A 22,749-nucleotide genomic window follows, 5' to 3' on the forward strand; every position below is an offset into this window, starting at 1 on the left:
CGCGGTTCAGGCGAACCCGCCGAGATGGCGGACCAGGATCAGGCTGCCCATCCCGATCAGCACCACGCCGCCGACCAGTTCGGCACGGCGGCCGACCACGGCGCCGAGGGCGCGCCCGAGCATCATGCCCAGGGTCACCATGACGAAGGTCGTCGCGCCGATCACCGCGGCGGCGACAAGGACGTCGACATCCATGAAGGCCAGACCCACGCCGACGGCGAGCGCGTCGATGCTGGTGGCCACCGCCGTGGCCGCCAGCAGCCAGAACGAGTGCGGGCGCGCGCGCGGCCCCTCCGCCGGGGCGGGTTCGGCGCGCAGCGCCGCGACGATCATCCGCGCGCCGAGAACCGCGAGCAGGGTGAACGCGATCCAGTGGTCCCAGGCGCGTGCGTGACGCGCCGCCACGCTGCCGAGCGCCCAGCCCAGCAGCGGGGTCAGCGCCTCGATCGCGCCGAAGATCAGGCCCGCGCGCAGCGCCTCGCGCAGACGCGGCGCCGCCATGGCGGTGCCCTTGCCGATCGCCGCGGCGAAGGCGTCGGTGGACATCGCGAAACCGAGCAGGAGCGTGGAGACAGGTGTCATTGCGGGATCCGGCGGGCGCTGCGCGGCCACGGCAGGCCGGCGCCGCCCGACCGCATTGCGCCGACATGCCGATGGTCTCGCCAACCAGGACGGCTGCCCGCACCACGGCGCGTGCGCCGAGTCTGTTGATGCGGGCGCTTCCGCGAAGCGCGGAAGCAGGCTACTCCCCAACGAATCCGAGCATTCTACCAGCGCCGCGCGCGGGACGACCCTTCAGGTCCTGGGCGGCACCGGCGCGGGTTCGGCCGCGGCGGGCGGATGCGGAGTCTCGGCGGTCGGCACCAGACGCTGCGCGAGCGCCTTGTAGATCGGCACCTTGCACACCAGCGCGGACGCGCCGCGCGCGACCAGCACCACCGCCAGGATCGGCAGCAGCAGGGCATGGTTGTCGGTGAGCTCGATCGCGATCACCGCCGAGGTCAGCGGCGCCTGGGTCACCCCCGCGAGGTAGGCGGTCATGCCCAGCAGCACCATCGCGCGCGGGTCGACCGCCGGCAGCAGGACCGAGAGGTTGTGGCCGACGCCGGCGCCGACCGCGAGCGCCGGCGAGAACAGCCCGCCGGGGATCCCGGCCAGGTAGGAGAGCAGGTTGGCGGCGAACTTGACCACGCCGTAGTCGTGCCCGACCGCCTCCACCGCCCCGCCCTGCAGCAGTTCCCGTGCCTGCTCGTAGCCGGTGCCGAAGGTGCCGGGCCCGGCGCCGATGCCGAGCAGGGCGAGCAGCACGCCGCAGGCAGCGGCGAACAGGATCGGGCTGCGCCCGCGCAGGCGCCCGAGCCAGCGCGGGCGCCCGTCCATGGCCGCCACCACCGTGCGCGCGAACAGGCCGCCGAGCAGGCCGCACACCACGCCGCACAGCGCGACCGCAAGCCAGCCCTGCCCCAGCGGCAGGCGCGCGGTGACATGGCCGAAATAGGCGTAGTCGCCGAGGATGCCCAGCGACACCACGCCGCCGATGATCACCGCGGTCAGCAGCGCGCCGGAAAAGCGGTGCTGGTAGGTGCCGCTGAGTTCCTCGATCGCGAACACCACGCCCGCCAGCGGCGCGTTGAACGCGGCGGCGATGCCGGCCGCGCCGCCGGCGAGCAGGAAGCGCGAAGCCTGGTACTCGTCGCCGAAGCCGAGCCGGCGGCCGAGCGTATGCATGATGCCGGCGCCGACGTGGACGGTCGGCCCCTCGCGTCCCACCGAGGCGCCGCCGAGCAGGGCGAGCACGGTCAGCACCAGCTTGCCGGCCGACACCCGCAGCGAGAGCTGGGCCTCGCGATAGCCGGGCTCGGGCCGCTCGAGCGAGGCGATCACCTGCGGAATGCCGCTGCCGCGCGCGCTGCGCAGCCGTCCCGTGGTCGCCCACGACAGCAGCGCGAACATCGCCGGCGTGATCGCCAGCGCCCACCACGGCGACACCGCCGTGGCGCGGGCGAAGAGTCCGAAGGCCGCGTCGCTGGCCTTGGCGAAGACGATGGCGACCAGGGCCACGGCGACGGCACCGGCCCAGAGCGCGACGTGGCGTTTCCAGCCGGGATCCGCGATCAGGCGGCGCAGGCGCGCGCGCGGGCCGGATGACGGCTCGGGCGAAGTGTTCTCCATCCGCGCAGTGTCGCATGGGCCCCGCGCGCCACGGTCGCCACGCCCGACCTCATGCGCCGCGCGCGGCCGCGGCCAGGCGCGCGACATCCACGCGCACGAACGTCGAATCGCCGAGCGCGGTGACCTGGCCGTCGGCCAGCACCTCGCACAGCACCCGCGTCCTGCGCGCCACCTCGCCCTCGACCCGCGCGCGCAGGGTCAACGGCACGCCCATCGGCGTCGGCCTGCGGTAGTCGAGCCCCAGGTGCGCGGTCACGCACTCGATCCGCGGCAGGCTGCCCGGCGCGCGCCCTTCGGCGCGGTAGTGCCAGGCCATCGCGGTCCAGTTCGAATGGCAGTCCACCAGCATCGCCAGCAGGCCGCCGTAGACCAGCCCGGGCCATCCGCTGAAGGTCGCGTCCGGCAGATGCGTCGCGACCACGTGCACCCCGTCCGCATCCCAGCGACTCTTGATGCGCAGCCCCGCCGGGTGCGCGCTGCCGCAGCCGTAGCAGATGCCGTCGGGCGCGGCGAGGTCCTGGAGGGAGTCGGGCATGGCGAGGAGTGGGTTGGGTTGGGTTGGGTTGGAGCCTGGAGCCTGGAGCCGGGGAACGGGGAACGGGGAACGGGGAACGGGAGGCTAACGCGAGCGGGCGAAGTCATCGCGTCCGACCGAAACGCAGAATTTCCACTCCAGATCGACCTCCCGATTCCCGATTCCCGATTCCCGAATCCCTGTTCCCTGTTCCCTGTTCTCTGTTCCCTGCCCCTGCCCCTGCCCCCGCTACACCCGACTCACCCATGCGCCCCGCTGCCGCGACCGAAGCGCGCTTCCATCAGATCGACTTCGCGCACCAGCCTGGCGAGCAGGCCGTCGTCGATCTCGCGCAGGCGGCGCATGCGGTAGAGCTCGTCGCGTTCGGCGGCCAGGGTCCGGAGCCAGATGCCGCGTTCGGCATCGGCGACCTGCAGGCCGCGCTGCGCGTCCTCGGCGGCGCTCTGGCCGTAGTCGAGGCGGCGGCGGTAGACGCTCTCCACGTGCGCGGAGGCCTCGTTGCGGACCTCGTCGTTGGCGAGGATGCCGGTGCGGTCCATGCCCAGTTCCTCGAGCCGGCGCAGCGCGGCCTCGGCGGCCTGCGCGCGCGCATGGCCCTCGCTCGCGCCCTGCGGCGGCTGCGGCAGTTCGGGCAGGTCGCGGGCCAGGAGCGGCAGGCCGATGCTGGCGATGACCAGCGACAGCAGGATCACGCCCATGGCCAGGAAGATCGCCAAGTCGCGCGCCGGGAACGGGCTGCCGTCGGGCAGCACCAGCGGCAGGGTCAGCACGCCGGCCAGGGTGATCGCGCCGCGCACGCCGGCGGTCGCGGTCACCGCGAGCGTGCGCACGTGCGGCCGGCCCTCGGCATCGCCGCGACGGGCGCGGCGGAACAGGCTGAAGCGCACCGAGGTCCAGACCCAGGCGAAGCGCAGCAGGCCCAGGGCCACCGTGATCGCGAACACGTAGGCGACCAGCGGGCCCGGTCCACTCGCGCCGACCGAGGCGGCGACCTCCGGCAGGCTGCGCAGGATGCGCGGCAGCTGCTCGCCGAGCATCACGAAGATGATGCCGTTGAGGCTGGTCTGCACCATGTCCCACACCGCGTTGCGCTGCATGCGCGTGGCCGCGAGCGGGCGGCCGGAGAGTTCGGCGTAGTGCATGGCGATGCCCGCCGCGGCCGCGGCGAGGATGCCCGACACGTGCAGGTGCTCGGCGACCAGGTAGGCGGCGAAGGGCATCAGCAGGCTGACCAGGATCTGGATGCCCGGCTCCTCGCCCACGCGGCGCACCAGCCTGCGGTTGAGCAGGCCCACCAGCCAGGTCACCGCCAGCCCGACCAGCAGGCCGCCGCCGGCGACGGTGAGGAAGCTCAGCGAGGCCGCGCCGATGGAGAAACCGCCGGTCACCGCCGCGGCCACCGCGAAGCGGAAGCACACCAGGCCCGAGGCGTCGTTGAGCAGGGACTCGCCCTCGAGGATGTGCATCAGCCGCGGCGGGATGGGGGCGTTCGCCGCCACCGCCGACACCGCGACCGGATCGGTCGGCGACAGGATCGCCGCCAGCGCGAAGGCCACCGCCAGCGGCATCGCCGGGATCAGCCACTCGATGAACAGGCCGATGCCGACGACGGTCGCGAACACCAGGCCGACCGCCAGGGTCAGGATCGGCCGCCAGTCGCGGAAGAACGCGCCCTTGGGGATGCGCCAGCCGTCGAGGAACAGCAGCGGCGGGATGAACAGCAGGAAGAAGATGTCGGGATCGAGCGCGACGTCGAAGCCGAAGCCGTAGGACAGCACCGCGCCGCCGGCGATCTGCAGCAGCGGCAAGGGCAGGCGCACGGGAAGCAGGCGCGCGACGAACCCGCAGACCACGACCGTCAGCAGGAACACCAGCACCATCGTCACCACGTCCATCGACGCACCCGCTCCCGCCGCCATCCGTCCCGCACCGGTGCGGGACGCCGGACTATACCGAACGCACCCGCACCCCCTCGCAGCCCGTCCACGAAGATGAACCACCGCCACCCGGCGAGCGCATGCTGCCCGCGCTTTCACCGCGCCGTCGGCAGCCTGCCGGCCTCCCACGAGGAAGCCTGCCGATGCCCCTGCTGCGACCGATCCTGACCGCCGTCCTGCTGATGCCGCTCGCGCTGCCCATCGCCGCGCAGCCGGCGCCGCCCACGCCCGGCTTCGATGCCGCGGCCGTGGACGCCGCCGGCGAGGGGCCGGTCGACGATGGCGCGGAAGGCCCCGTGGTGCTGCGCGCACAGGTGCTGCTCGACCGCGCCCGCTTCTCGCCCGGCGAGATCGACGGCCGCTACGGCAGCAACATGCGCCGCGCGATCGAGGGCTTCCAGCGCAGCCGCGACCTGCCCGTGAGCGGCGAGGTCGACGCCGCGACCTGGGCCGCGCTCGACGATGGCGCGCCCGCGCTGGCCGACTACACGGTGGCCGAGGCGGACGTGACCGGGCCGTTCCGGCCGCTGCCCGAGGGCATGATGGCGCGCGCGGACATGGACGGGCTCGGCTACGAAAGCGCCGCCGAGGCGCTGGGCGAGCGCTTCCACGTCGCCCCTGCGGTGCTCGAAGCGCTGAATCCCGGCGCCGACCTCGCGACCGCCGGCACCGTGCTGCGCGTGCCCAACGTCGTCGGGGTGCCGCCGCTGCCGGAGATCGAGTCGGTGGAGGTGAGCGCGGGCGACTCGGTGCTGCGCCTGCGCGACGCGCAGGGCGCGGTGGTGGCGCAGTTCCCGGCGTCCTCGGGCAGCGAGCACGACCCGCTGCCGATCGGCGAGTGGACGATCAACGGCGTCGGCCGCGAACCCGTATTCGAGTACGACCCGAGCCTGTTCCACGACGCCGATCCGGGCGACCGCGAGGCCACGCTGCCGCCGGGCCCGAACAACCCGGTGGGGCCGGTGTGGGTCGACCTGTCCAAGCCGCACTACGGCATCCACGGCACCCCCGAGCCGGCGCACGTGGGCAAGACCCAGTCGCACGGCTGCATCCGCCTGACCAACTGGAGCGCGCAGACGGTGGCCGACGCGGTGCGCCCCGGCATGACCGCGGAGCTGGTGCCGTGAGCCGCGCCCGCGCGTGGCTCGTGCCGGCGGCGTGGGCGCTGGCCCTGGGGCCGGCGGCGGCGCAGAACCCGCAGCCGGTGCCCGCGGCGGTCGAACCGGAGACGGCGACGCCGCCGTTGCCGGAGCGGCTGCGCAGCCACGCACTGATCGTTCCGGTGGAGGGTGTCATGCCCGATGCGCTGGCCAACACCTTCGACGATGCGCGCAGCCAGGGACGCGTGCACGAGGCGATCGACATCATGGCCGCGCGCGGCACGCCGGTGCTGGCCGCCGACGATGGCACCGTCGAGAAGCTGTTCGACAGCGAGCCTGGCGGGCTCACCGTCTACCAGTTCGATCCCAGCCGCGAGGTCATCTACTACTACGCCCACCTCGACCGGCGCGCCGACGGCCTCGCCGAGGGACAGGTGCTGCGGCGCGGCGAGGTGATCGGCTACGTCGGCAGCACCGGCAACGCCAGCGCGGACGCGCCGCACCTGCACTTCGCGGTGATGCTGCCCGGGCCGGAGAAGCGCTGGTGGGAGGCCAGCGCGATCAATCCCTATCCCCTGCTCACGCGCCCGGCGGTGCCTGCCGCAGTGGAAGACCCGGCAGCGACGCCGTCCGGCGCGGCCGATCCGCGCTGAAGCGCCCGCGCCGCCACGACGGCCCGTCGCGCCTGTTCAGTGCGACGGGTCCTTGGTGCGCGTGCGCGAGACGGCGGTGACGATGCCGATGCCGAGCAGCACCACCGCGCCGGCCACGATCCACGGCGTCGGCACGCCGGCCAGGGTGGCGCCGTAGGTCAGCCCGGCGATCACGATCACCATGCCCACGAGGTAGAGCGCGAAGGACGACATGCGAAGGGTCCCGAAACCAGGGGAGCCGGAGACTAGGAAGCGCCCGGTGTGGGAGGCATGAAATCGCGCCGCCGCGCCTGCCCCTCCCGCGGATGGCCGGGCTGTGGAAGGGGCGCGGCACGGCGGACGTCCGGCGAGCTCAGAAACGTCCGCGCAGGGTCGCGCCGTAGAGCCGCGGCGCGCCCTGGATGAAGGTCGGCGTGCCGAACAGGCGCCCGGTGTTGCCGGCGTCGATCAGGTAGTCGGTGTCGGCCAGGTTGGAGCCGTACACGCCCAGATCCCAGCGGCCGTCGCCGAAGGTCACGCCGGCGCGCAGGTTGTAGAGCGCATAGCCCGGCTGCTCGATGCCGTCGGTGTTGTCGTCCTCGAAGTAGACCTGGGAGCGCCAGTTCCAGCTCGGACGCAGGTACAGCCGCGTGCCGGCGGCGATGTCCCAGCCGAGGTCGAGGCCGGCCGAGGCGCTGTGCTCGGGGGTCAGCCGGAAGCGGTTTCCGGCGAGCTCCTGCGCGTTGCCGTCGTCGTCGGTGTCGTCGAAGCGCGCATCGATCCAGCCGTAGTTGAAGAACACACCGACGCTGTCGCTCGCGCGCCAGCTCAGCGCAACCTCCGCGCCGTCGGCCGTGGCGTTGCCGCCGTTGGCGGTGACGTACAGCAGGGTGTCGTCGTCGCGTACCGAGGTCTGGAAGTTCGTGTACTCGTAGTGGAACAGGGCAAGGTCGTAGACGAGCCCGCCGCCGGCCATCGCGCCCTTGATGCCGGCCTCGCTGCTCCATACGAGCTCCTCGTCGATCACTTCCGAACCGAAGGCGTCGACGTTGATCACGTTCGGCCTGCGCCCGCGCGAGATCGACGCGTAGCCGCGCAGGTCGTCGGCGAAGGCGTAGTCGACGACGAAGCGGCCGACCGCGCTCTCGAAGGTCTCGCTGCGGGTCAACCAGCCCTCGGTGGGCGCGAACAGGATGTTGGTCGGTGCGGTCGGATCGGGGCTGCCGCCGAGGCCGGCGAGGCCGAGGAAGCTGGGCACGCCGTAGAAGTCGGCGCGGTAGCCGGCGGTGGTGTCCTCCCGGGTGCCGCGCAGGCCGAGGGTGAGGTTGAGGCGCTCGGTCACCGCGAAGGTGCCGTCGGCGAACAGCTCCCAGGCGTCGGTCTCGCCGGAGTTGGCGTAGCTCTCCTGGTGGAAGGGCTTGAGCGGCAGGACCACGCCGGGTGCGATGGGCAGCATGTCGACCAGCGTGTTCGGCGTGCCGTCGGGCAGCAGCGGCGGCACGCCCAGGCCCACCGCCGGCAGGGTGATGAAGCTGCGCTCGTCGGTGCTGAACGGCACCGACTGCGTGCCGCTCTCGTGGAAGTAGGACAGCCCGCCGAAGCCGGTGAAGCGGCCGCCGCCGTCGTAGTTGAAGCGGAACTCGTGGCTGACCTGGCGGCCCTGCGAATCCTCGGCGAACTCCAGTGCGTGGATCTGCGCGCCGTCGGCGTCGAACTCCTCGACCGAATCGAAATCGCGCCAGCCGGTGATCGTGGCCAGCGACCAGGCGTCGTCGAGCATGAAGTTGCCGAGCAGGGTCGCGCCGCGCACGGTCCGATCGAGGCCGAGGTCCTCGCCGCGGTTGAGGTCGGCGGTCCGGTCGAGCACGTCGAGGCTGCCTGCGCGGGTCGGGATTGAGCCGCTGCGGAAGGCGGTGCCCGGCGGCGTGTCCTTCTGGTAGTTGAGGATCAGGTCGAGCGTATCGGTGTCGCGCAGGTCGAGGCGGAAGCTGGCGCGCAGGGCATTGGTGTCCTTGCCGTTGAGGTCGCCGCCGGAGAGGTTCTCGACGAAGCCGTCGCGCTTCTCGTGGAACACGGCGATGCGCCCGAACAGCACGTCGTCGACGATGGGCGCGTTGGCATGGGCCTCGGCCAGCGAAGACGAGTAGTTGCCTGCGCCGAGGGTGAAGCCGGCCTCGCTGCCGTCGAAGGCCTTGTTCTGGATGAAGTGCACCGCGCCGATCTGCGCGCCGCGGCCGAACAGCGTGCCCTGCGGGCCGCGCAGCACCTCCACGCGCTCGAGGTCGAAGGGCTGCACCACCGAGCCGCGCGACTTGGAGATCGACACCCCGTCCTGGAACACCGACACGCGCGGCTCGACGTTGGCCTCGCCCGAGTCCGAGGTGATGCCGCGGATGACGAAGCCGGGGTTGTTCGGACTCTGCTCCTGCACCTGCAGGCCTGGCACCAGGTTGCCGATGTCGGAGACGTTGCGCACGTCGTAGTCGTCCAGGAACCCGCCGGAGTAGGCGCTGATCGCGATCGGCACCTCCTGCACCTGCTGCTCGCGCTTCTGCGCGGTGACGATCATCGCGTCGAGCCGCACCGCCTCCTCGCTGCCGCGCGCGGAGGCCGGGTCCTGGGCGAAGGCGGCGGCGGGCAGCGCGGCGGCGGCGAGGCCGGCGCGCAGGGCGATGACGAGCGGATGGCGGCGATGCGGCATGCAGGAGTTCCCCTTCGCAGTTGCGTGCCGCGCGATGCGGCACGAAAGCCGCGCAGGGTCGAGGCCACGGATTGCGCGGGGGTGACATGCGGATAACGCGGCGGTGACGCGGCGAACGCGACGAGTGCTGTCAACGCACGGTCATCCGCGCCCCGTATTCCTGCGCGCTTCCCTCACCGCCACACCGAGTCGCCGTGCACCCGATGGACCGCCGCCGCTTCCTCAAGACCGTCGCCCTGACCGCGGGCGCCGCCGCCGTGACGCCGGCCGGGCGCGTGCTCGCCGCCATGGCCGCCGACGCCGTGCGCGTCTCGCGCCGCCATTTCCCGCAGTCGGTCGCCTCCGGCGATCCGCGCCCGGACCGCGTGCTGCTGTGGACGCGCGTGGAAGTCGCGCCGCTGCCGCGCAGCGTGCGCGTGCAGGTCGCCGAGGATGCCGCCTTCACCGCGCTGCGGGTGGACCGCGAGGTGGCGGTGAGCGCGGAGGCCGACGGCTGCATCAAGGTGCGCATCGAGAACCTTGCCCCGGGCCGCGTCTACCACTACCGCTTCCTGATCGACGACGACGGCGCGTTCCTGGCCTCGCCGCACGGCAGGACCCGCACCGCCCCGGCGCCGGACGCCGACGTGCCGGTGCGCCTGGCCTTCCTGAGCTGCCAGGACTACGGCGGGCGCTGGTACAACAGCCTGGTGCCGCTGCTCGACGAGGAGCTCGATTTCGTCCTGCACCTGGGCGACTTCATCTACGAGACCACCGGCGATCCGCAGTTCCAGAGCGAGAGTCCCGAGCGCCGCATCGTGTTCGAGGACGCCGCCGGCGCCATCGACCTGGGCGAGCCGGGCGCCGGCTTCCAGGCCGCGCGCAGCCTGTCGAACTACCGCCAGATCCACCGCAGCGTGCGCGGCGACAGCGTCCTGCAGGCCCTGCTCGAGCGCACGCCGCTGGTGGCGATCTGGGACGACCACGAGTTCTCCGACGACTGCTGGCAGGACCACGGCACCTACCTCGACGGCCGCGACGACGAGGGCGACGCCGAGCGCCGTCGCAACGCCGAGCAGGCCTACTTCGAATACATGCCGGTCGACGTGGAGGTCGGCGACGACGCGACCCTGCCGGTCGACCGCGAGCGCCTGTTCCCCAACGTCGCCCTGTACCGCAGCCTGCGCTTTGGGCGCGCGCTGGAACTGGTGCTCACCGACTATCGCAGCCTGCGGCCCGACCACCTCATCCCCGAGGACGCCTTCCCCGGCACCGTGGTCTACGACCGTGCGGCGCTCGAGGCGCGGCTGCCGAAGCTCGGCCTCGACTATGCCAGCCTGGTGCCGTCGCTGATCCCCTACGTCGACCTGCGCGGCGACGCACGCCGCGCGCTGCGCACCGCCGCGCGCATGGCCATCGCGCAGGGCTACCGCGGCGCCGGCCTCGACGAACGCGAGGCGCAGGCCCGCGCCGAGGCCGCGACCGGCGGCACCATCGCGCTGCCGGTGCTGGCGCAGTTCCTCGCCGCCTACAACGCGGGCGTGCCGGCCGCGGCGCGGGTGGCGCCGCCGGACACGGCCGGCCTCGACCGCGGCCTGCCGTGGCTGGCGCTGGGCAAGACCCAGCTGTTCAGCGCGATCGGCGCGCGCTACCTGGTGGTCAAGGACAGCTTCGACCTGTTCGCCGCACTGCGCGCGCTCGACGGCGCGCCCGGCGCCTATGGCCCGGCCCAGCACACTTGGCTGGCCGAGCGCCTGCAGGGCAGCGACGCGCGCTTCAAGATCGTCGCCAGCTCGGTGTCGTTCACCTCGCTGGTGCTGGACCTGGCTCGCCCCGAGCTGCAGGCGCCGGAGGCGATGCGCCGACGCTTCTATCTCAACGTCGACCACTGGGACGGCTTCCCGCAGGAGCGCGAGCGCCTGCTCGGCGAGCTGTTCGATCCTGCCGGAGGGGTGATCCTGCTCTCCGGCGACATCCACGCCGGCTTCGCCACCCAGCACAGCGCGGCGACGGTCGAATTCACCACGCCGGCGGTGTCGTCGGAGACGCTGAAGGGCATCCTCGCGCGCAGCAGCGCCGGCGAGGGTGCGCAGGCCGACGCCGGGCGGCGCATGGTCGCCGCGCTCGACGAGCTGTTCCGGTCCGGCTTCGCGCCGCTGCGCTACGTGCAGACCGAGCGCCATGGCGCGGGGCTGCTCGCGCTCGAGGGCGATCACGCCGCGGCGCGCTTCCTCGAGCTGCCCGCCGGCGCCGTCGCCGAGAGGCTCTACGACGACCGTCCCGGGCTGGCGGCGCAGGTGCGGACGCGTCGCTTCGCCTTCACCCGCGACGACATGCGCCTGCGCGCGCTGGACTGACGGCGCCTCAGGCGACGATGGGACTGGCCGGGCCGTCCGGCGGGCGCTCGGCGTCCTCGCGCTCGTGGGTGCCGATCAGGAGCCCGCAGGCCAGCACGTGACCGCGCAGCGCCTCGACCAGGGCGCCGCGCCCGGCGCCGGGGTCGTCGGGGACGTGATCGAGCGCGAACACCTGGATCGCGTACCGGTGCGCGCCGTGCCCCGGCGGCGGGTCGGGCGGCAGGTAGGCGTGGCGGAGGTAGGAGTTGCGCCCGAGCTCGGGCGCGTCGTCGCGCGCGGCGTCGAGCGCGCCCTCGTCGAGCATGCCGTCGGCGCCGGGGAGGTTCCAGGCGATCGCGTGGACCAGGGGCTGCGGTGTCGGGCTGTCGGCGTCCTCGATCAGCACGACCACGCTCGCCGCGCCGTCCGGCACGCCGTTCCACTGCACCGGCGGCGAGCGGCCGTCGCCGTCGGCGGTGAAGCGCAGCGGCATCGGCCTGCCGTCGTCGATGGCCAGACTGGTCACCAGCAGCGGGCGCACGCCCTCGCCGAGCGCATCGCCGTGGATCACCAGGCGGTCCAGGCCGGGGCGCACCTCGCGCAGCGCGTGGCCCAGCGCTTCGGGGAGTTTCTCGAGCATCGCGGTCTCCGGGGAACGGGGAACGGGAATGGGGAATGGGGAGCGGGAAACCCGGATGCTCGCCGGCCCCCAGTGATGCGGGCGTCGGGCCGGCCCGGATGGCCTGCGCGTCCGCGCCCGGCTAGCATGCGCGCCGGGCCGGCGAAGGACCGGCCCGTTCGGCGTCGGTGGTCCCAGGGGGCCGGTGCTCAGCCGTTCCGAGAAACCGGGCCCATGTTCCGTACATCCTCAATCCTGCCGGGGCTGCTCCTTGGCGCCTTGCTCCTGCTCGCCGCGTGGGCGCCGTCCGCGCGGGCGGCGGATGCGTGGGCGCCGTTCGAGTCGCTGTGGTTCGAGCACGTCACCGTGCGCGACGGCCTGCCGCACTCCACCGTCACCAGCATCGTGCAGGACCGCCACGGCCTGGTCTGGATGGGCACCTTCGGCGGCCTGGTCCGCTACGACGGCCACCGCATGCAGGTCTACTCCGAGGATCCGGACGAGACCCGCGGCCTGCCCGACGTCTACGCGCGCACGCTGCTGCCGCTGGCCGACGGCAGCCTGCTCGTCGGCACGAACGCCGGCGGCCTGGTCCGCCACGACCCGCGCGACGGTCGCTTCCTGCGCTACCCGGTGGGCGGACCCGGCGGCACCGCGGACGCCAAGATCTTCGCCCTGGCCGCGGCGCGCGACGGCGGCGTGTGGATCGCCACCGAGGCCGGCGTCGACCGTCTCGACCCGGCGAGCGGCCGTATCGCGGCGGTGCCGGGACCCGGCGAAGTGCCCGGCATGGCGCGGCGCACCTTCACCGTCCTCGAGGACCGCGACGGCGCGCTGTGGGTCGGCGGCGATACCGGCCTGTTCGTCCGCCGCGCCGGCAGCGACCGCTTCGTCGCTGCCGCCGACGGCCAGCCGGCCGCCGCGGCCGCGGCGCTGCGCGAGCAGGTCTGGGCCCTGCACCAGGACCGCGCCGGGCGGCTGTGGGTCGGCACCGGCCGCCACGGCGTGCTGCGGATCGCGACCGACGGCCGCGCGGTCCTCCCGCCGGGCCTCGGCGGCGACGGGCCGATCAGCCGGCGCACGGTGCGCTCGATCCTCGAGCTCGACGACGGCGAGGTCTGGATCGCCACCGACGGCGCCGGCCTGGTCACGGTGCAGCCGGACGGCCGCGTGCGCGCGGTGCGCCACGACCCGGCGCTGCAGTCCTCGCTGCCCGGCGACATCACCCGCGCGGTGTTCCAGGACCGCAGCGGGCTGGTCTGGATCGCGACGGAAGTCGGCGCGGCGCGCCACGATCCCGGTGCCCGCGGCGTGTTCTCGATGCTGGCCTCGCCGCTGCAGGACACCACGCTGTCCGACCCCAACGTGCACACCATCTTCGTCGATCCGCGCGGGCGGATCTGGCTCGGCGAGGGCATGGGCCGGATCGACGTGCTCGATCTCGCGGCCGGACGCCTGCACCGCATCGCCCTCACCGGCGGCCAGGCCGGGCGCGACGTGCAGGCCTTCGTGATCGGCCCCGACGGTGCGGTGTGGGCCGGGGCGCAGGGCATCGCGCGCATCGATCCCGAGACCTTCGCGGTCACCCCGGGCCTGCTGCCCGACCTGGAGGGACGCCTGATCCTGTCCATGCAGCGCGACGGCGAGCGCGTGCTGATCGGCTCCTACGACGGCGTGCACCGCTACGACATGCGCAGCGGACGGCTGGAGCAGTTCCTGGGCGATCCGGACGACCCGCGCACGCTCGCCGGCAACCAGGTCCGCGCGATCACCCGCCTCGACGGCCGCTGGTGGTTCTCGACCACGACCGGCGCGAGCATCGCCGACCTCGATCGCGGCGAGTTCGTGACCCTCCGCCACGACCCCGACGATCCGGCCACCCTGCCGCAGAACTACACCGGCGCGCCGGTGGAGGACGGACGCGGACGCGTGTGGATGCCGACCTTCGGCGGCATCGGTGTGGGCATCCGCACGCCCGGGCGCGGCGACGGCTGGCGCTTCGACCGGATCGGCGGCGACGAAGGCCTGTCCAACCTGAAGGTCAACGCGCTGCTGCTGGACGATGCCGGCGATGCCTGGGCCAGCCTCGCCAACGGCCTGGCGCGGATCGACGGCGCGACCCTGCAGGCGCAGGACCTGGGCGCGCGCGATGGCCTGCGGGTAGCCAGCTACGTGCACCGCGCGGCGGCGCGCGCACCGGACGGCAGCCTGCTGTTCGGCGGACTGGGCGGTCTCACCGTCGTGCGCCCGGGTACGCATCCGGGGGAACGCGAGCGTCTCGACGTGCCGCTGGCGATCACCGGGCTGCGCTTCGACGACGCCGCGCTGCCGGCGGACGCGCTGCCTGCGGCCGGCGGCGCGCTCGCGGTCCCCGCCGGCGCGCGCAGCCTGCACGTCGACTTCGCCCTGCTCGACTACCGGACGCCGGCCGAGATCCGCTACGCGTATCGCCTGGTCGGCTTCGACGACGCGGGCTGGACGCAGGTGCCGCGCGGCGCGCCGCCCACCGCCACCTACACGAACCTGCCCTCCGGCACCTACACGCTGGAGCTGCGCGCGACGGTCCGCGGCCTGCACGGCGGCGCCGTGGTCGAGGGGGTCGAGGTCGAGGTGGCGCCGCACTGGCACGAGACGCTGCCGGCGCGGCTGGCGATGGCGGTACTGGTCGCCGCGTCGCTGTTCGGCATCTTCCACCTCGCCACGCTGGTCCAGCGTCGCCGCGCGCGGCGCCTCGAGCGTCTCGTCCGCCACCGCACCCGCGACCTGCAGGCGGCCAACGCGCGGCTCGACACGCTGGCCAGCACCGACGAACTCTCCGGCCTGCTCAACCGGCGCCGCTTCCTGCAGCTGGCCGAGGCCGAGCGCAGGCGGGCGATGCGCGAGGGCGCCGGGTTCGCGCTGCTGCTGATCGACCTCGACCACTTCAAGGCGATCAACGACACCTGGGGCCATCCCGCGGGCGACGCGGTGATCGCCGCGGCCGGCGCCCGCGTGGCCGCCGCCTGCCGCGCCGACGACCACGTCGCGCGCTACGGCGGCGAGGAGCTCATCGTCTGCCTGCCGGGTGCCGGCGCGGCCACGGCCCTTGCGGTCGCCGAGGACGTGCGTCGGACCATCGCGGCCAGCCCCGTCGACTATTCCGAATCCGGCACCGCGATCCGCATCACCACCAGCGTCGGCGTCGCCGTCTGGCACGCGCCGGACGAGGCGCTCGCCGCGCTCCTGCAGCGCGCCGACCGTGCGCTCTACGCGGCCAAGCGCGCCGGGCGCGACTGCGTGGTCGCCGCCGACTGAGCCACGCCGGCGGAACATTCGCGACGCAGCGGTGTCGGAACCTCGAGGTTCCCACGAAATCCCGAGGCGATGAGAAGGAAGAAGCGCGCGACCGGTTGGATCTGGATCCTGCTTTTGCTGCTCGCGGCCGGCGCCGGCTGGTGGATCTACACACACCACCTGCGCCCGGCGGCGGAGAGCGCGGCGACCGCGCCCGCAGGCCGTGCCCGCGAGATCGAGGTGCCGGCGACGCCGGCGCCGCGCCATCCGATCGAGGAGGTCGCGACCGCCGAGGCGCCGGCCGACGAGGCGGTCCTGCCTGCCCTCGGCGAGAGCGACGCTGCCGTGCGCGACGCGCTCGGCGGCCTCGTCCCCGCCGAACTGCTCGACCTGCTGGTGCCGCAGCACCTGATCTCGCGCTTCGTCGCCACCGTCGACGGCCTCACCAGCGAGCGCCTCACCCCGCAGGCCCTGCCGGTCAAGCGCGTGGGCGGCACCCTGGCGCTGCGCACCGCGGAGGACGGGCGCCTGTTCCTGGCGGAGGACAACGCACGCCGCTACGCGCCCTACGTGCAGGCCTTGACCACGGCCGACACCGGCCTGTTGGTCGGCACCTACACGCGCATGTATCCGCTGTTCCAGCGCGCCTGGCGCGAGCTCGGCTATCCGGACCGCTACTTCAACGACCGCCTGGTCGAGGTCATCGACCATCTGCTGGCGACGCCGCCGGTGCCCGCGGAGATCGAGCTGGTGCGCGGCCGGGTCGGCTACGCCTATGCCGATCCCGCGTACGAATCCTGGTCGGTCGGGCGCAAGGCGCTGCTGCGGATGGGTCCGGAGCAGGCGCAGGCGGTCAAGGCCAAGCTCCGCGACATCCGCGCGCGCCTGGTCGGCGAGGGTGCGCCGGTGGCCGGGCCGGCGGCGGCCGCCGCGGAGGACGGCGCCGGCCCCGGCTGAGCGCCCCCGGGTCGCGCGTAGAATCGCGGGCCCCTCGTCCGTAGTGCCGCCGTGGCCCGCGCAGGTTCCGCATCCGATCCCGCTTCCGACGCGCTGTTCCACGCGCTCGCCGATCCAACGCTGAAGCCCGCGGCGGATGCGCGCGTGCTGGTGCTCGGCGCCCGCGAGAGTCCCGGCCTGCACGCGGCGCGTGGCGCCGGCTGGGTGTACGAGCAGGACTCGAAGCCGCGCGCGGACGCGCTCGCGCGCGCCGGGCTGGCGACGGCACCGCCGGCGCCGCAGGCGCGCTTCGACCGCGTCCTGGTGCTGCCGCCGCGCCAGCGCGAACAGGCGCGCGCGCTGCTGGCGCGCGCGGTGTCGTTGCTGGCCGAGGGCGGCATCGTGCTCGCGGCCATGCCCAACACCGAGGGCGCGCGCAGCGGCGCCACCGACCTCGCGCGGCTGGCCGGCGACGGCGGCAGCCTGTCGAAGTTCCACTGCCGTGCGTTCTGGTGCGCGCCGCGCAGCGACGGCAGCGCGGACGCCGCGCTCGTCGCCGAATGGCAGGCGCTGGATGCGATCCGGCCGATCCTCGACGGCCGCTACCTCAGCCGCCCCGGGCTGTTCGCCTGGGATCGGGTCGACGCGGGTTCGGCGCTCCTGGCCGAACACCTGCCGGCCGACCTGGCCGGGCGCGTCGCCGACCTCGGCGCCGGCTGGGGCTTTCTCGCCAGCGAGCTGCTGCGGCGCTGCCCGCGGATCGCGCACCTGGATCTCTACGAGGCCGACGCGCGCGCGCTGGAACCGGCGCGGGCCAACCTCGGGGCGGCGCTGCTGCCGCATGCCGACGGCGTCGCCGCGCAGGTGCACTGGCACGACGTGACGGCGGGCCTGCCGGCGCGCTACGACGCGATCGTCAGCAATCCCCCCTTCCACCAGGGCCGCGCCGACGATCCCGCGCTCGGCCGCGCCTTCATCGACGCCGCCGCCGATGCGCTCGCGCCGCAGGGACGCCTGATCCTGGTCGCCAACCGCCACCTGCCCTACGAGGCGACGCTGGCGCGCCGCTTCGCGCAGGTGCGGACGCTCGCCGACCGCGACGGCTTCAAGGTCCTCGCCGCGACGCAGGCGCGCGCATGAAGCTGCTGCGCCATCTCGCCAATCTCGGCTACGGCAGCCGGCGCGAGGTCGCGGCCCTGTTCCGCAGTGGTCGCGTGACCGACCTCGCGGGGCAGCCGCTGGACGAGGACGACCGCCGTGACCATGCGGACGTGCGCCTGGACGGCGAGCCGCTGGATCCCGCGCCGGGCATGGTGCTGATGATGCACAAGCCGCTCGGCGCGACATGCTCGACCAAGGACGCCGGGCGCCTCGTCTACCAGCTGCTGCCGCCGCGCTTCCGGATGCGCAAGCCCGCGCTGTCGACGGTGGGGCGGCTCGACCGCGATACCTCGGGCCTGCTGCTGTTCACCGACGACGGCACCCTGCTGCACCGGATCATCTCGCCGCGCGCCGAGGTGAGCAAACGCTACGCCGTCACCCTCGCGCAGGATCTGCGCGGCGACGAGGCGGCGCTGTTCGCCGCGGGCACGCTGATGCTCGACTCGGAGCCGACGCCGCTGCTGCCGGCGGCCCTGCACGTGCTGGAGCCGCGCCGGGCGCTGCTCGACGTCACCGAGGGGCGCTACCACCAGGTCCGGCGCATGTTCGCCGCGACCGGCAACCACGTGCTGGCGCTGGAACGGGTCGCGGTGGGCGCGCTCACCCTGGGCACGCTCGCCCCGGGGAGCTGGCGCGAGCTGGCGCCGGAGGAGGTCGCGCGCGTGTTCCAGCCACCGCCCGCGCCCTGAGATCTCACGCGATGCAGGCATGCCCTGCGGCAGCCTCCCTGCGTTCGCGCCGTCCCGGCGCGGTTCACGGCCTGAGGAGTCGAACGATGATGCGCATGCTGCGACGTGTGGTGATGGTCTGGGTGGCGGGCAAGGTGTGGAAGGCGGTGACCCAGCGCTCCGGCCAGGGCGGGAGCGCGGGCGCGCCCCGCCGTCGCTGACCGGGCATGGCCGCCTCCGCCGGGGACGCGCCGCCCCGGCGCATCCGGGCCCGCTGCCTGATCGTCGGCGGCGGGCCGGCCGGGATGCTGCTCGGCCTGCAGCTGGCGCGCGGGGGTGTGGAGGTCGTGGTGCTGGAGAAGCACGCCGATTTCCTGCGCGATTTCCGCGGCGACACCGTGCACCCGTCGACGTTGCGCCTGCTGGACGACCTCGGCCTGGGCGACGCGTTCGCGCGCCTGCCGCAGCGGCGCGAGCGCGCCCTGCACGTCCGCTTCGCCGACCGCATGCTGGCGCTCGCCGACTTCGGCTGGCTGCGCCCTCATCCATGGCTGGCGTTCGTCCCGCAGTGGGACCTGCTCGACCTGCTCGCGGGACAGGCGCGCGCCTGTCCCCGCTTCGCCCTGCGCATGGCCACCGAGGCCACCGCGCTCTGCTTCGACGGTGACGATCCCGGCGGGCGCGTCGCCGGCGTGCTGGCACGCGATGCGCAGGGGTCGCTGCGGATCGAGGCGGACCTGGTGGTGGCCGCCGACGGGCGCGATTCGGTCCTGCGCGCGCAGTCGGGGCTACCGCTTCGCGAACTGGGCGCGCCGATGGACGTGCTGTGGTTCCGGCTGCCGCGCGAGGCGCGCGACCCCGACTGCACCCACGCCGTCGCCGGGCGCGGCCAGTTCATGGTGATGATCCATCGCGGCGACTACTGGCAGGTCGGCCTGATCCTGCCCAAGGACGCCGCCGGAGCGGTCGCGGCCTCGCCGACCGAGCTGCAGGCGCGCCTGCATGCACTGGCACCGGACCTGGATGCGCGGGTGACCGCGCTCGCCGCCGGCGGGCTGCATCGCCTGCAGGTCCGGGTATCGCGGTTGAGGCGCTGGCACCGGCCGGGGCTGCTGTGCATCGGCGATGCCGCACATGCGATGTCGCCGATCGGCGGGGTCGGCATCAACCTCGCCTTCCAGGACGCCGCCGCGGCCGGAAACCTGCTCGGGCCGGCCCTGTGCGGTGCTGCCCCGGTCCCGGAAGCGCTGCTGGCGCGTGTGCAGCGACGACGGATGCTGCCGACGCGACTGATCCAGCGGGTCCAGATCGAACTGCAGCGACGGGTGGTCGCGCGGGCGCTGGCCGCCGGCGGCCCGCCACCGCGCGCGCCTCGGCTGGCGCGCCTCGCCAGCCGCCTGCCGGTGGTCCGGGCGCTGCCGGCGTGGCTGTTCGGGCTGGGGCCGCGCCCGGAGCGGATCCGCTTCGGCGCGGCCGGGGATTCAGGTCGGTGAGCAAAAACTAAACAGCGCGTGAAGATCGCCCGTCACGTCAAGCACTTGCCGCACCTTCCCACATTCTTGTCCAAGTGCTTATCCACAAGGTTTGTGGAAAGCGGCCGGAGCCGGACGACGCGCCGGTTCCAGGCCGGAAGCGCCCGTCATCCCGCTGTCAATCTTGATCTTCCGGCCTGCGTGGTGCAGCCGCGCGATCGGTCGTAAATTACTGATCCGAAAAGTACTTGACGCGCATCCCCGGCGACTTCGACGCGCGCCGCCGCGCACCCGGTCCACAGCGTCCACAGGCTGGTCAAACGCTGACCAGAGGCGGTTCCAGGCGTCCCGGATCAGCCACTTGCGGCATCTGCTCACACCGTTGTCCAGCGGCTTATCCACAGCACATGTGGAAAACGGCGGACGCGGTCCGTCCCGCGGAGACGACGACTGTGTTCCCGCGCGATCGCCCCGGCCGCGGAGCCCCCTGCTAGGCTTGCGCGCCGCATCCGACAGGGCCCCGCCCGCCGTGATCGAGCTCCGGCAGATCCACAAGTCCTACCGCGTCGACGGTCGCGACGTTCCCGCGCTGCACCCGCTCGACCTGTCGATCGGCGCGGGCGAGGTGTTCGGCATCATCGGCCACTCCGGCGCCGGCAAGTCGACCCTGCTGCGGCTGCTGAACGGGCTGGAGACGCCCTCGGGCGGCAGCCTGACAGTCGACGGCGTCGCCCTGGCCGGACTCGACGCCGACGGCCTGCGCACGCTGCGCCGGCGCGTCGGCATGATCTTCCAGCACTTCAACCTGCTCTCCGCGCGCACGGTGGCGGGCAACGTCGCCTTTCCGCTGGAGCTGGCCGGCACCCCCGCGGCCGAGCTCCGCAGCCGCGTGGCCGAGCTGCTCGCGACGGTCGGCCTGGAGGCGCACGCGGACAAGTATCCGGCGCAGCTCTCGGGTGGACAGAAGCAGCGCGTCGGCATCGCCCGCGCGCTGGCGACGCGGCCGAAGATCCTGCTCTGCGACGAGGCCACCAGCGCGCTCGACCCGCAGACCACCGCCGCGGTGCTCGACCTGCTGTCGACGATCAACCGCGAGCTCGGCCTGACCATCGTGCTGATCACCCACGAGATGGACGTCATCCGCCGCGTCTGCGACCGCGTGGCCGTACTCGACGCCGGTCATCTGGTGGAGGAAGGGCCGGTGACCCGGGTGTTCCTGCATCCACGGCATGCCACCACCCGCCGCTTCGTCGCCGAGGCCGAACACGTCGACGAGGAGCTGCTGCGCGGCGGCGTGCAGGGCACCGGCGACGTGCTGCGCCTGACCTTCCTCGGCGACGACACCTATGCGCCGGTGCTCGGGCGGGTGGCGCGCGAGACCGGCGTCGACTACTCGATCCTGGCCGGGCGCATCGACCGCATCCGCGACACGCCCTACGGGCAGCTCACCGTCGCCCTCACCGGCGGCGACGTCGACGCCGCGCGGCGCACCTTCGAGGCCGCCGGCGTGCACGTGGAGGTCCTGCGCTGATGGACGCCCTGCTCCCCCATTTCGATGCCTACAAGTGGTCGGCGCTCGGCCAGGCCACGCTCGACACCCTGCTGATGCTCGCCGGCTCGCTGCCGCTGACCGTCCTCATCGGCCTGCCGCTCGGCGTAGCCCTGTTCCTGTGGTCGCCGCGCCAGACCGGGGCCCGGCCCGTCGTCTACGGCAGCCTCGCGCTGATGGTGAACGTGCTGCGCTCGGCGCCCTTCATCATCCTGATGATCGCGCTGATCCCGCTGACACGCGCGGTGATGGGCACCTCGCTCGGCGTGCGCGGCGCGATCCTGCCGCTGGTGGTGGGCGCGGCACCCTTCTACGCGCGCCTGGTCGAGACCGCGCTGCGCGAGGTCGACCGCGGCGTCATCGAGGCCGCCCAGGCCATGGGCGCGACCACCCGCCAGCTCGTGCTGCGCGTGCTGCTGCCCGAGGCGCGACCGGGCCTCGTCGCCGGCGCCACGGTCACCGCCATCGCCCTGATCGGCTTCACCGCGATGGGCGGCGCGATCGGCTCCGGCGGCCTCGGCGACCTCGCCTACCGCGACGGCTACCAGCGCAACCAGACCGACGTGGCCGTGGTCACCGTGGTCGCGCTGCTGGTCCTGGTGCAGGTCCTGCAGGTCGTCGGCGACCGCCTGGTCGCACGCTACAGCCGGCGCTGAGCGCGCCTTCCCTTCGTCCGCCTTCCGGAGTCACCGCATGCGCTTCCGCCCCGCCCTTTTCGCTCTCGCGCTCGCGCTCGCCACCGCGACGCTCGCCGCCTGCTCGCCGGGCGAGGGTGGCGACGCCGACGGCGGCAGGCGCCTCAGCGTCGCCGCCACCGCGATCCCGCACGCCGAGATCCTCGAGCAGGTCGAGCCGATGCTGGCCGCGCAGGGCATCGAACTCGACGTGCGCGTGTTCAACGACTACGTGCAGCCCAACGACCAGGTCGTGCAGAGGCAGATCGACGTCAACTACTTCCAGACCGAGCCCTACCTCGAGGCCTACAAGCGCGACCGCGGGGCCGAGCTGGTGACCGTGGTCGGCGTGCACATCGAGCCCTTCGGCGCCTACTCGCGCCGCTACGACAGCCTCGAGGCCCTGCCCGAGGGCGCGAGCGTGGTGATCCCGAACGATCCCTCCAACAACAGCCGCGCGCTGATCCTGCTGCACCGCGCGGGGCTGATCCAGCTCGCCGACCCGGGCAACGCGCTGTCGACGCTCCGCGACATCACCGCCAACCCGAAGAACCTCCAGTTCCGCGAGCTCGACTCGGCGATGCTGCCGCGCGTGCTGGACGAGGCGGACCTGGCGCTGATCAACACCAACTACGCGCTCGATGCCGGCCTGAAGCCGACGGAGGACGCGCTGGCCATCGAGAGCAGCGATTCGCCCTACGTGAACTTCCTGGTCGCCCGCCCGGACAACCGCGACGACCCGCGCGTGCAGGCCCTCGCGCAGGCGTTGACCAGCGAGACGGTGAAGCGGTTCATCGAGGAGAAGTACCAGGGCGCGGTGCTGCCGGCGTTCTGATCGCGCTGAGAGTCGGGAATCGGGAATCGGGAATCGGGAATCGGGAATCGGGAATCGCAGGATGATCCGGGGCCCCGAGGCGCGTCCGGGCGTCCCTCGCTCCTCATCCCTCACTTCTCGCTTCGACCAGGGCAACGCACAATCGCCCGATCGCGGCCGCCCCTCCCCGC

At 73.5% G+C, this 22,749-nt stretch carries 18 protein-coding genes and 1 riboswitch; of the genes, 11 read left to right on the forward strand and 7 right to left on the reverse strand.

Going from position 1 to position 22,749, the window contains the following annotated elements; all coding sequences use genetic code 11:
- Positions 1-6: 6 nt before the first annotated feature.
- The 4 genes from mntP to KB893_RS12535 all read right to left on the reverse strand — a co-directional run bounded on the left by mntP (position 7) and on the right by KB893_RS12535 (position 4,602).
- Positions 7-582 (reverse strand): manganese efflux pump MntP, encoded by a 576-nt coding sequence (gene mntP / locus KB893_RS12520; RefSeq protein ID WP_211925658.1) that lies wholly within the window; start codon positions 580-582, stop codon positions 7-9.
- 48 nt (positions 583-630) lie between these two features.
- Positions 631-763, reverse strand: a riboswitch (yybP-ykoY riboswitch).
- 32 nt (positions 764-795) lie between these two features.
- Positions 796-2,172, reverse strand: coding sequence for a chloride channel protein (locus tag KB893_RS12525; protein ID WP_211925659.1), 1,377 nt, complete (start codon positions 2,170-2,172; stop codon positions 796-798).
- 49 nt (positions 2,173-2,221) lie between these two features.
- Positions 2,222-2,707, reverse strand: a complete 486-nt coding sequence (locus KB893_RS12530; protein WP_211925660.1) for a PaaI family thioesterase — start codon at positions 2,705-2,707, stop codon at positions 2,222-2,224.
- A 239-nt stretch (positions 2,708-2,946) separates the two neighbouring features.
- Positions 2,947-4,602 carry a Na+/H+ antiporter gene (locus KB893_RS12535; RefSeq protein WP_213173760.1) on the reverse strand — a complete coding sequence of 552 codons (1,656 nt, stop codon included), beginning with the start codon at positions 4,600-4,602 and terminating at the stop codon, positions 2,947-2,949.
- Positions 4,603-4,787: 185 nt separating this feature from the next.
- Between KB893_RS12535 and KB893_RS12540 the strand changes: the two genes are divergently transcribed.
- Together KB893_RS12540 and KB893_RS12545 are read left to right on the forward strand one after the other, a co-directional pair.
- On the forward strand, positions 4,788-5,771 hold the full coding sequence (locus tag KB893_RS12540; RefSeq protein WP_211925662.1) for a L,D-transpeptidase family protein: 984 nt from the start codon (positions 4,788-4,790) through the stop codon (positions 5,769-5,771).
- Positions 5,708-6,397, forward strand: a complete 690-nt coding sequence (locus KB893_RS12545) for a M23 family metallopeptidase (RefSeq protein WP_377731422.1) — start codon at positions 5,708-5,710, stop codon at positions 6,395-6,397. Before KB893_RS12540 ends, KB893_RS12545 begins: the two co-directional genes overlap by 64 nt.
- Before the next feature lie 36 nt (positions 6,398-6,433).
- Here the strand turns inward: KB893_RS12545 and KB893_RS12550 are convergent, their stop codons facing one another.
- Positions 6,434-6,610 carry a hypothetical protein gene (locus KB893_RS12550; protein WP_211925663.1) on the reverse strand — a complete coding sequence of 59 codons (177 nt, stop codon included), beginning with the start codon at positions 6,608-6,610 and terminating at the stop codon, positions 6,434-6,436.
- A gap of 139 nt (positions 6,611-6,749) precedes the next feature.
- Positions 6,750-9,077, reverse strand: coding sequence for a TonB-dependent receptor (locus KB893_RS12555; RefSeq protein WP_211925664.1), 2,328 nt, complete (start codon positions 9,075-9,077; stop codon positions 6,750-6,752).
- A gap of 203 nt (positions 9,078-9,280) precedes the next feature.
- Here KB893_RS12555 and KB893_RS12560 point away from each other — a divergent pair, with 203 nt between their 5' ends.
- A complete protein-coding gene (locus KB893_RS12560; RefSeq protein ID WP_211925665.1) occupies positions 9,281-11,413 on the forward strand; it encodes an alkaline phosphatase D family protein in 2,133 nt (710 codons plus the stop codon).
- A 7-nt stretch (positions 11,414-11,420) separates the two neighbouring features.
- Here KB893_RS12560 and KB893_RS12565 read toward each other — a convergent pair whose 3' ends face one another.
- Entirely contained in the window at positions 11,421-12,032 is a 612-nt protein-coding gene (locus tag KB893_RS12565; RefSeq protein ID WP_211925666.1) for a YbhB/YbcL family Raf kinase inhibitor-like protein, read from the reverse strand.
- 213 nt (positions 12,033-12,245) lie between these two features.
- On the opposite strand from KB893_RS12565, the gene KB893_RS12570 reads away from it, so the two are divergent.
- From KB893_RS12570 to KB893_RS12605, 8 genes are all read left to right on the forward strand, one after another.
- On the forward strand, positions 12,246-15,305 hold the full coding sequence (locus KB893_RS12570) for a ligand-binding sensor domain-containing diguanylate cyclase (protein ID WP_211925667.1): 3,060 nt from the start codon (positions 12,246-12,248) through the stop codon (positions 15,303-15,305).
- A gap of 69 nt (positions 15,306-15,374) precedes the next feature.
- Entirely contained in the window at positions 15,375-16,241 is an 867-nt protein-coding gene (locus tag KB893_RS12575) for a DUF3014 domain-containing protein (protein WP_211925668.1), read from the forward strand.
- Between the two features lie 51 nt (positions 16,242-16,292).
- Complete coding sequence (locus KB893_RS12580; protein ID WP_211925669.1) at positions 16,293-17,360, forward strand: class I SAM-dependent methyltransferase; 1,068 nt, start codon at positions 16,293-16,295, stop codon at positions 17,358-17,360.
- A complete protein-coding gene (locus KB893_RS12585; RefSeq protein WP_211925670.1) occupies positions 17,357-18,070 on the forward strand; it encodes a pseudouridine synthase in 714 nt (237 codons plus the stop codon). Before KB893_RS12580 ends, KB893_RS12585 begins: the two co-directional genes overlap by 4 nt.
- A 206-nt stretch (positions 18,071-18,276) precedes the next feature.
- Complete coding sequence (locus tag KB893_RS12590) at positions 18,277-19,542, forward strand: FAD-dependent oxidoreductase (protein ID WP_211925671.1); 1,266 nt, start codon at positions 18,277-18,279, stop codon at positions 19,540-19,542.
- 508 nt (positions 19,543-20,050) lie between these two features.
- Positions 20,051-21,052, forward strand: coding sequence for a methionine ABC transporter ATP-binding protein (locus KB893_RS12595; protein WP_211925672.1), 1,002 nt, complete (start codon positions 20,051-20,053; stop codon positions 21,050-21,052).
- Positions 21,052-21,726 carry a methionine ABC transporter permease gene (locus KB893_RS12600; protein ID WP_211925673.1) on the forward strand — a complete coding sequence of 225 codons (675 nt, stop codon included), beginning with the start codon at positions 21,052-21,054 and terminating at the stop codon, positions 21,724-21,726. The genes KB893_RS12595 and KB893_RS12600 overlap by 1 nt, the downstream gene beginning before the upstream one ends.
- A gap of 37 nt (positions 21,727-21,763) precedes the next feature.
- Complete coding sequence (locus KB893_RS12605) at positions 21,764-22,579, forward strand: MetQ/NlpA family ABC transporter substrate-binding protein (protein WP_211925674.1); 816 nt, start codon at positions 21,764-21,766, stop codon at positions 22,577-22,579.
- Positions 22,580-22,749: the final 170 nt, after the last annotated feature.

The organism is Coralloluteibacterium stylophorae (genome assembly GCF_018122625.2).
GTDB classification, from domain to species: Bacteria; Pseudomonadota; Gammaproteobacteria; order Xanthomonadales; family Xanthomonadaceae; genus Coralloluteibacterium; species Coralloluteibacterium stylophorae.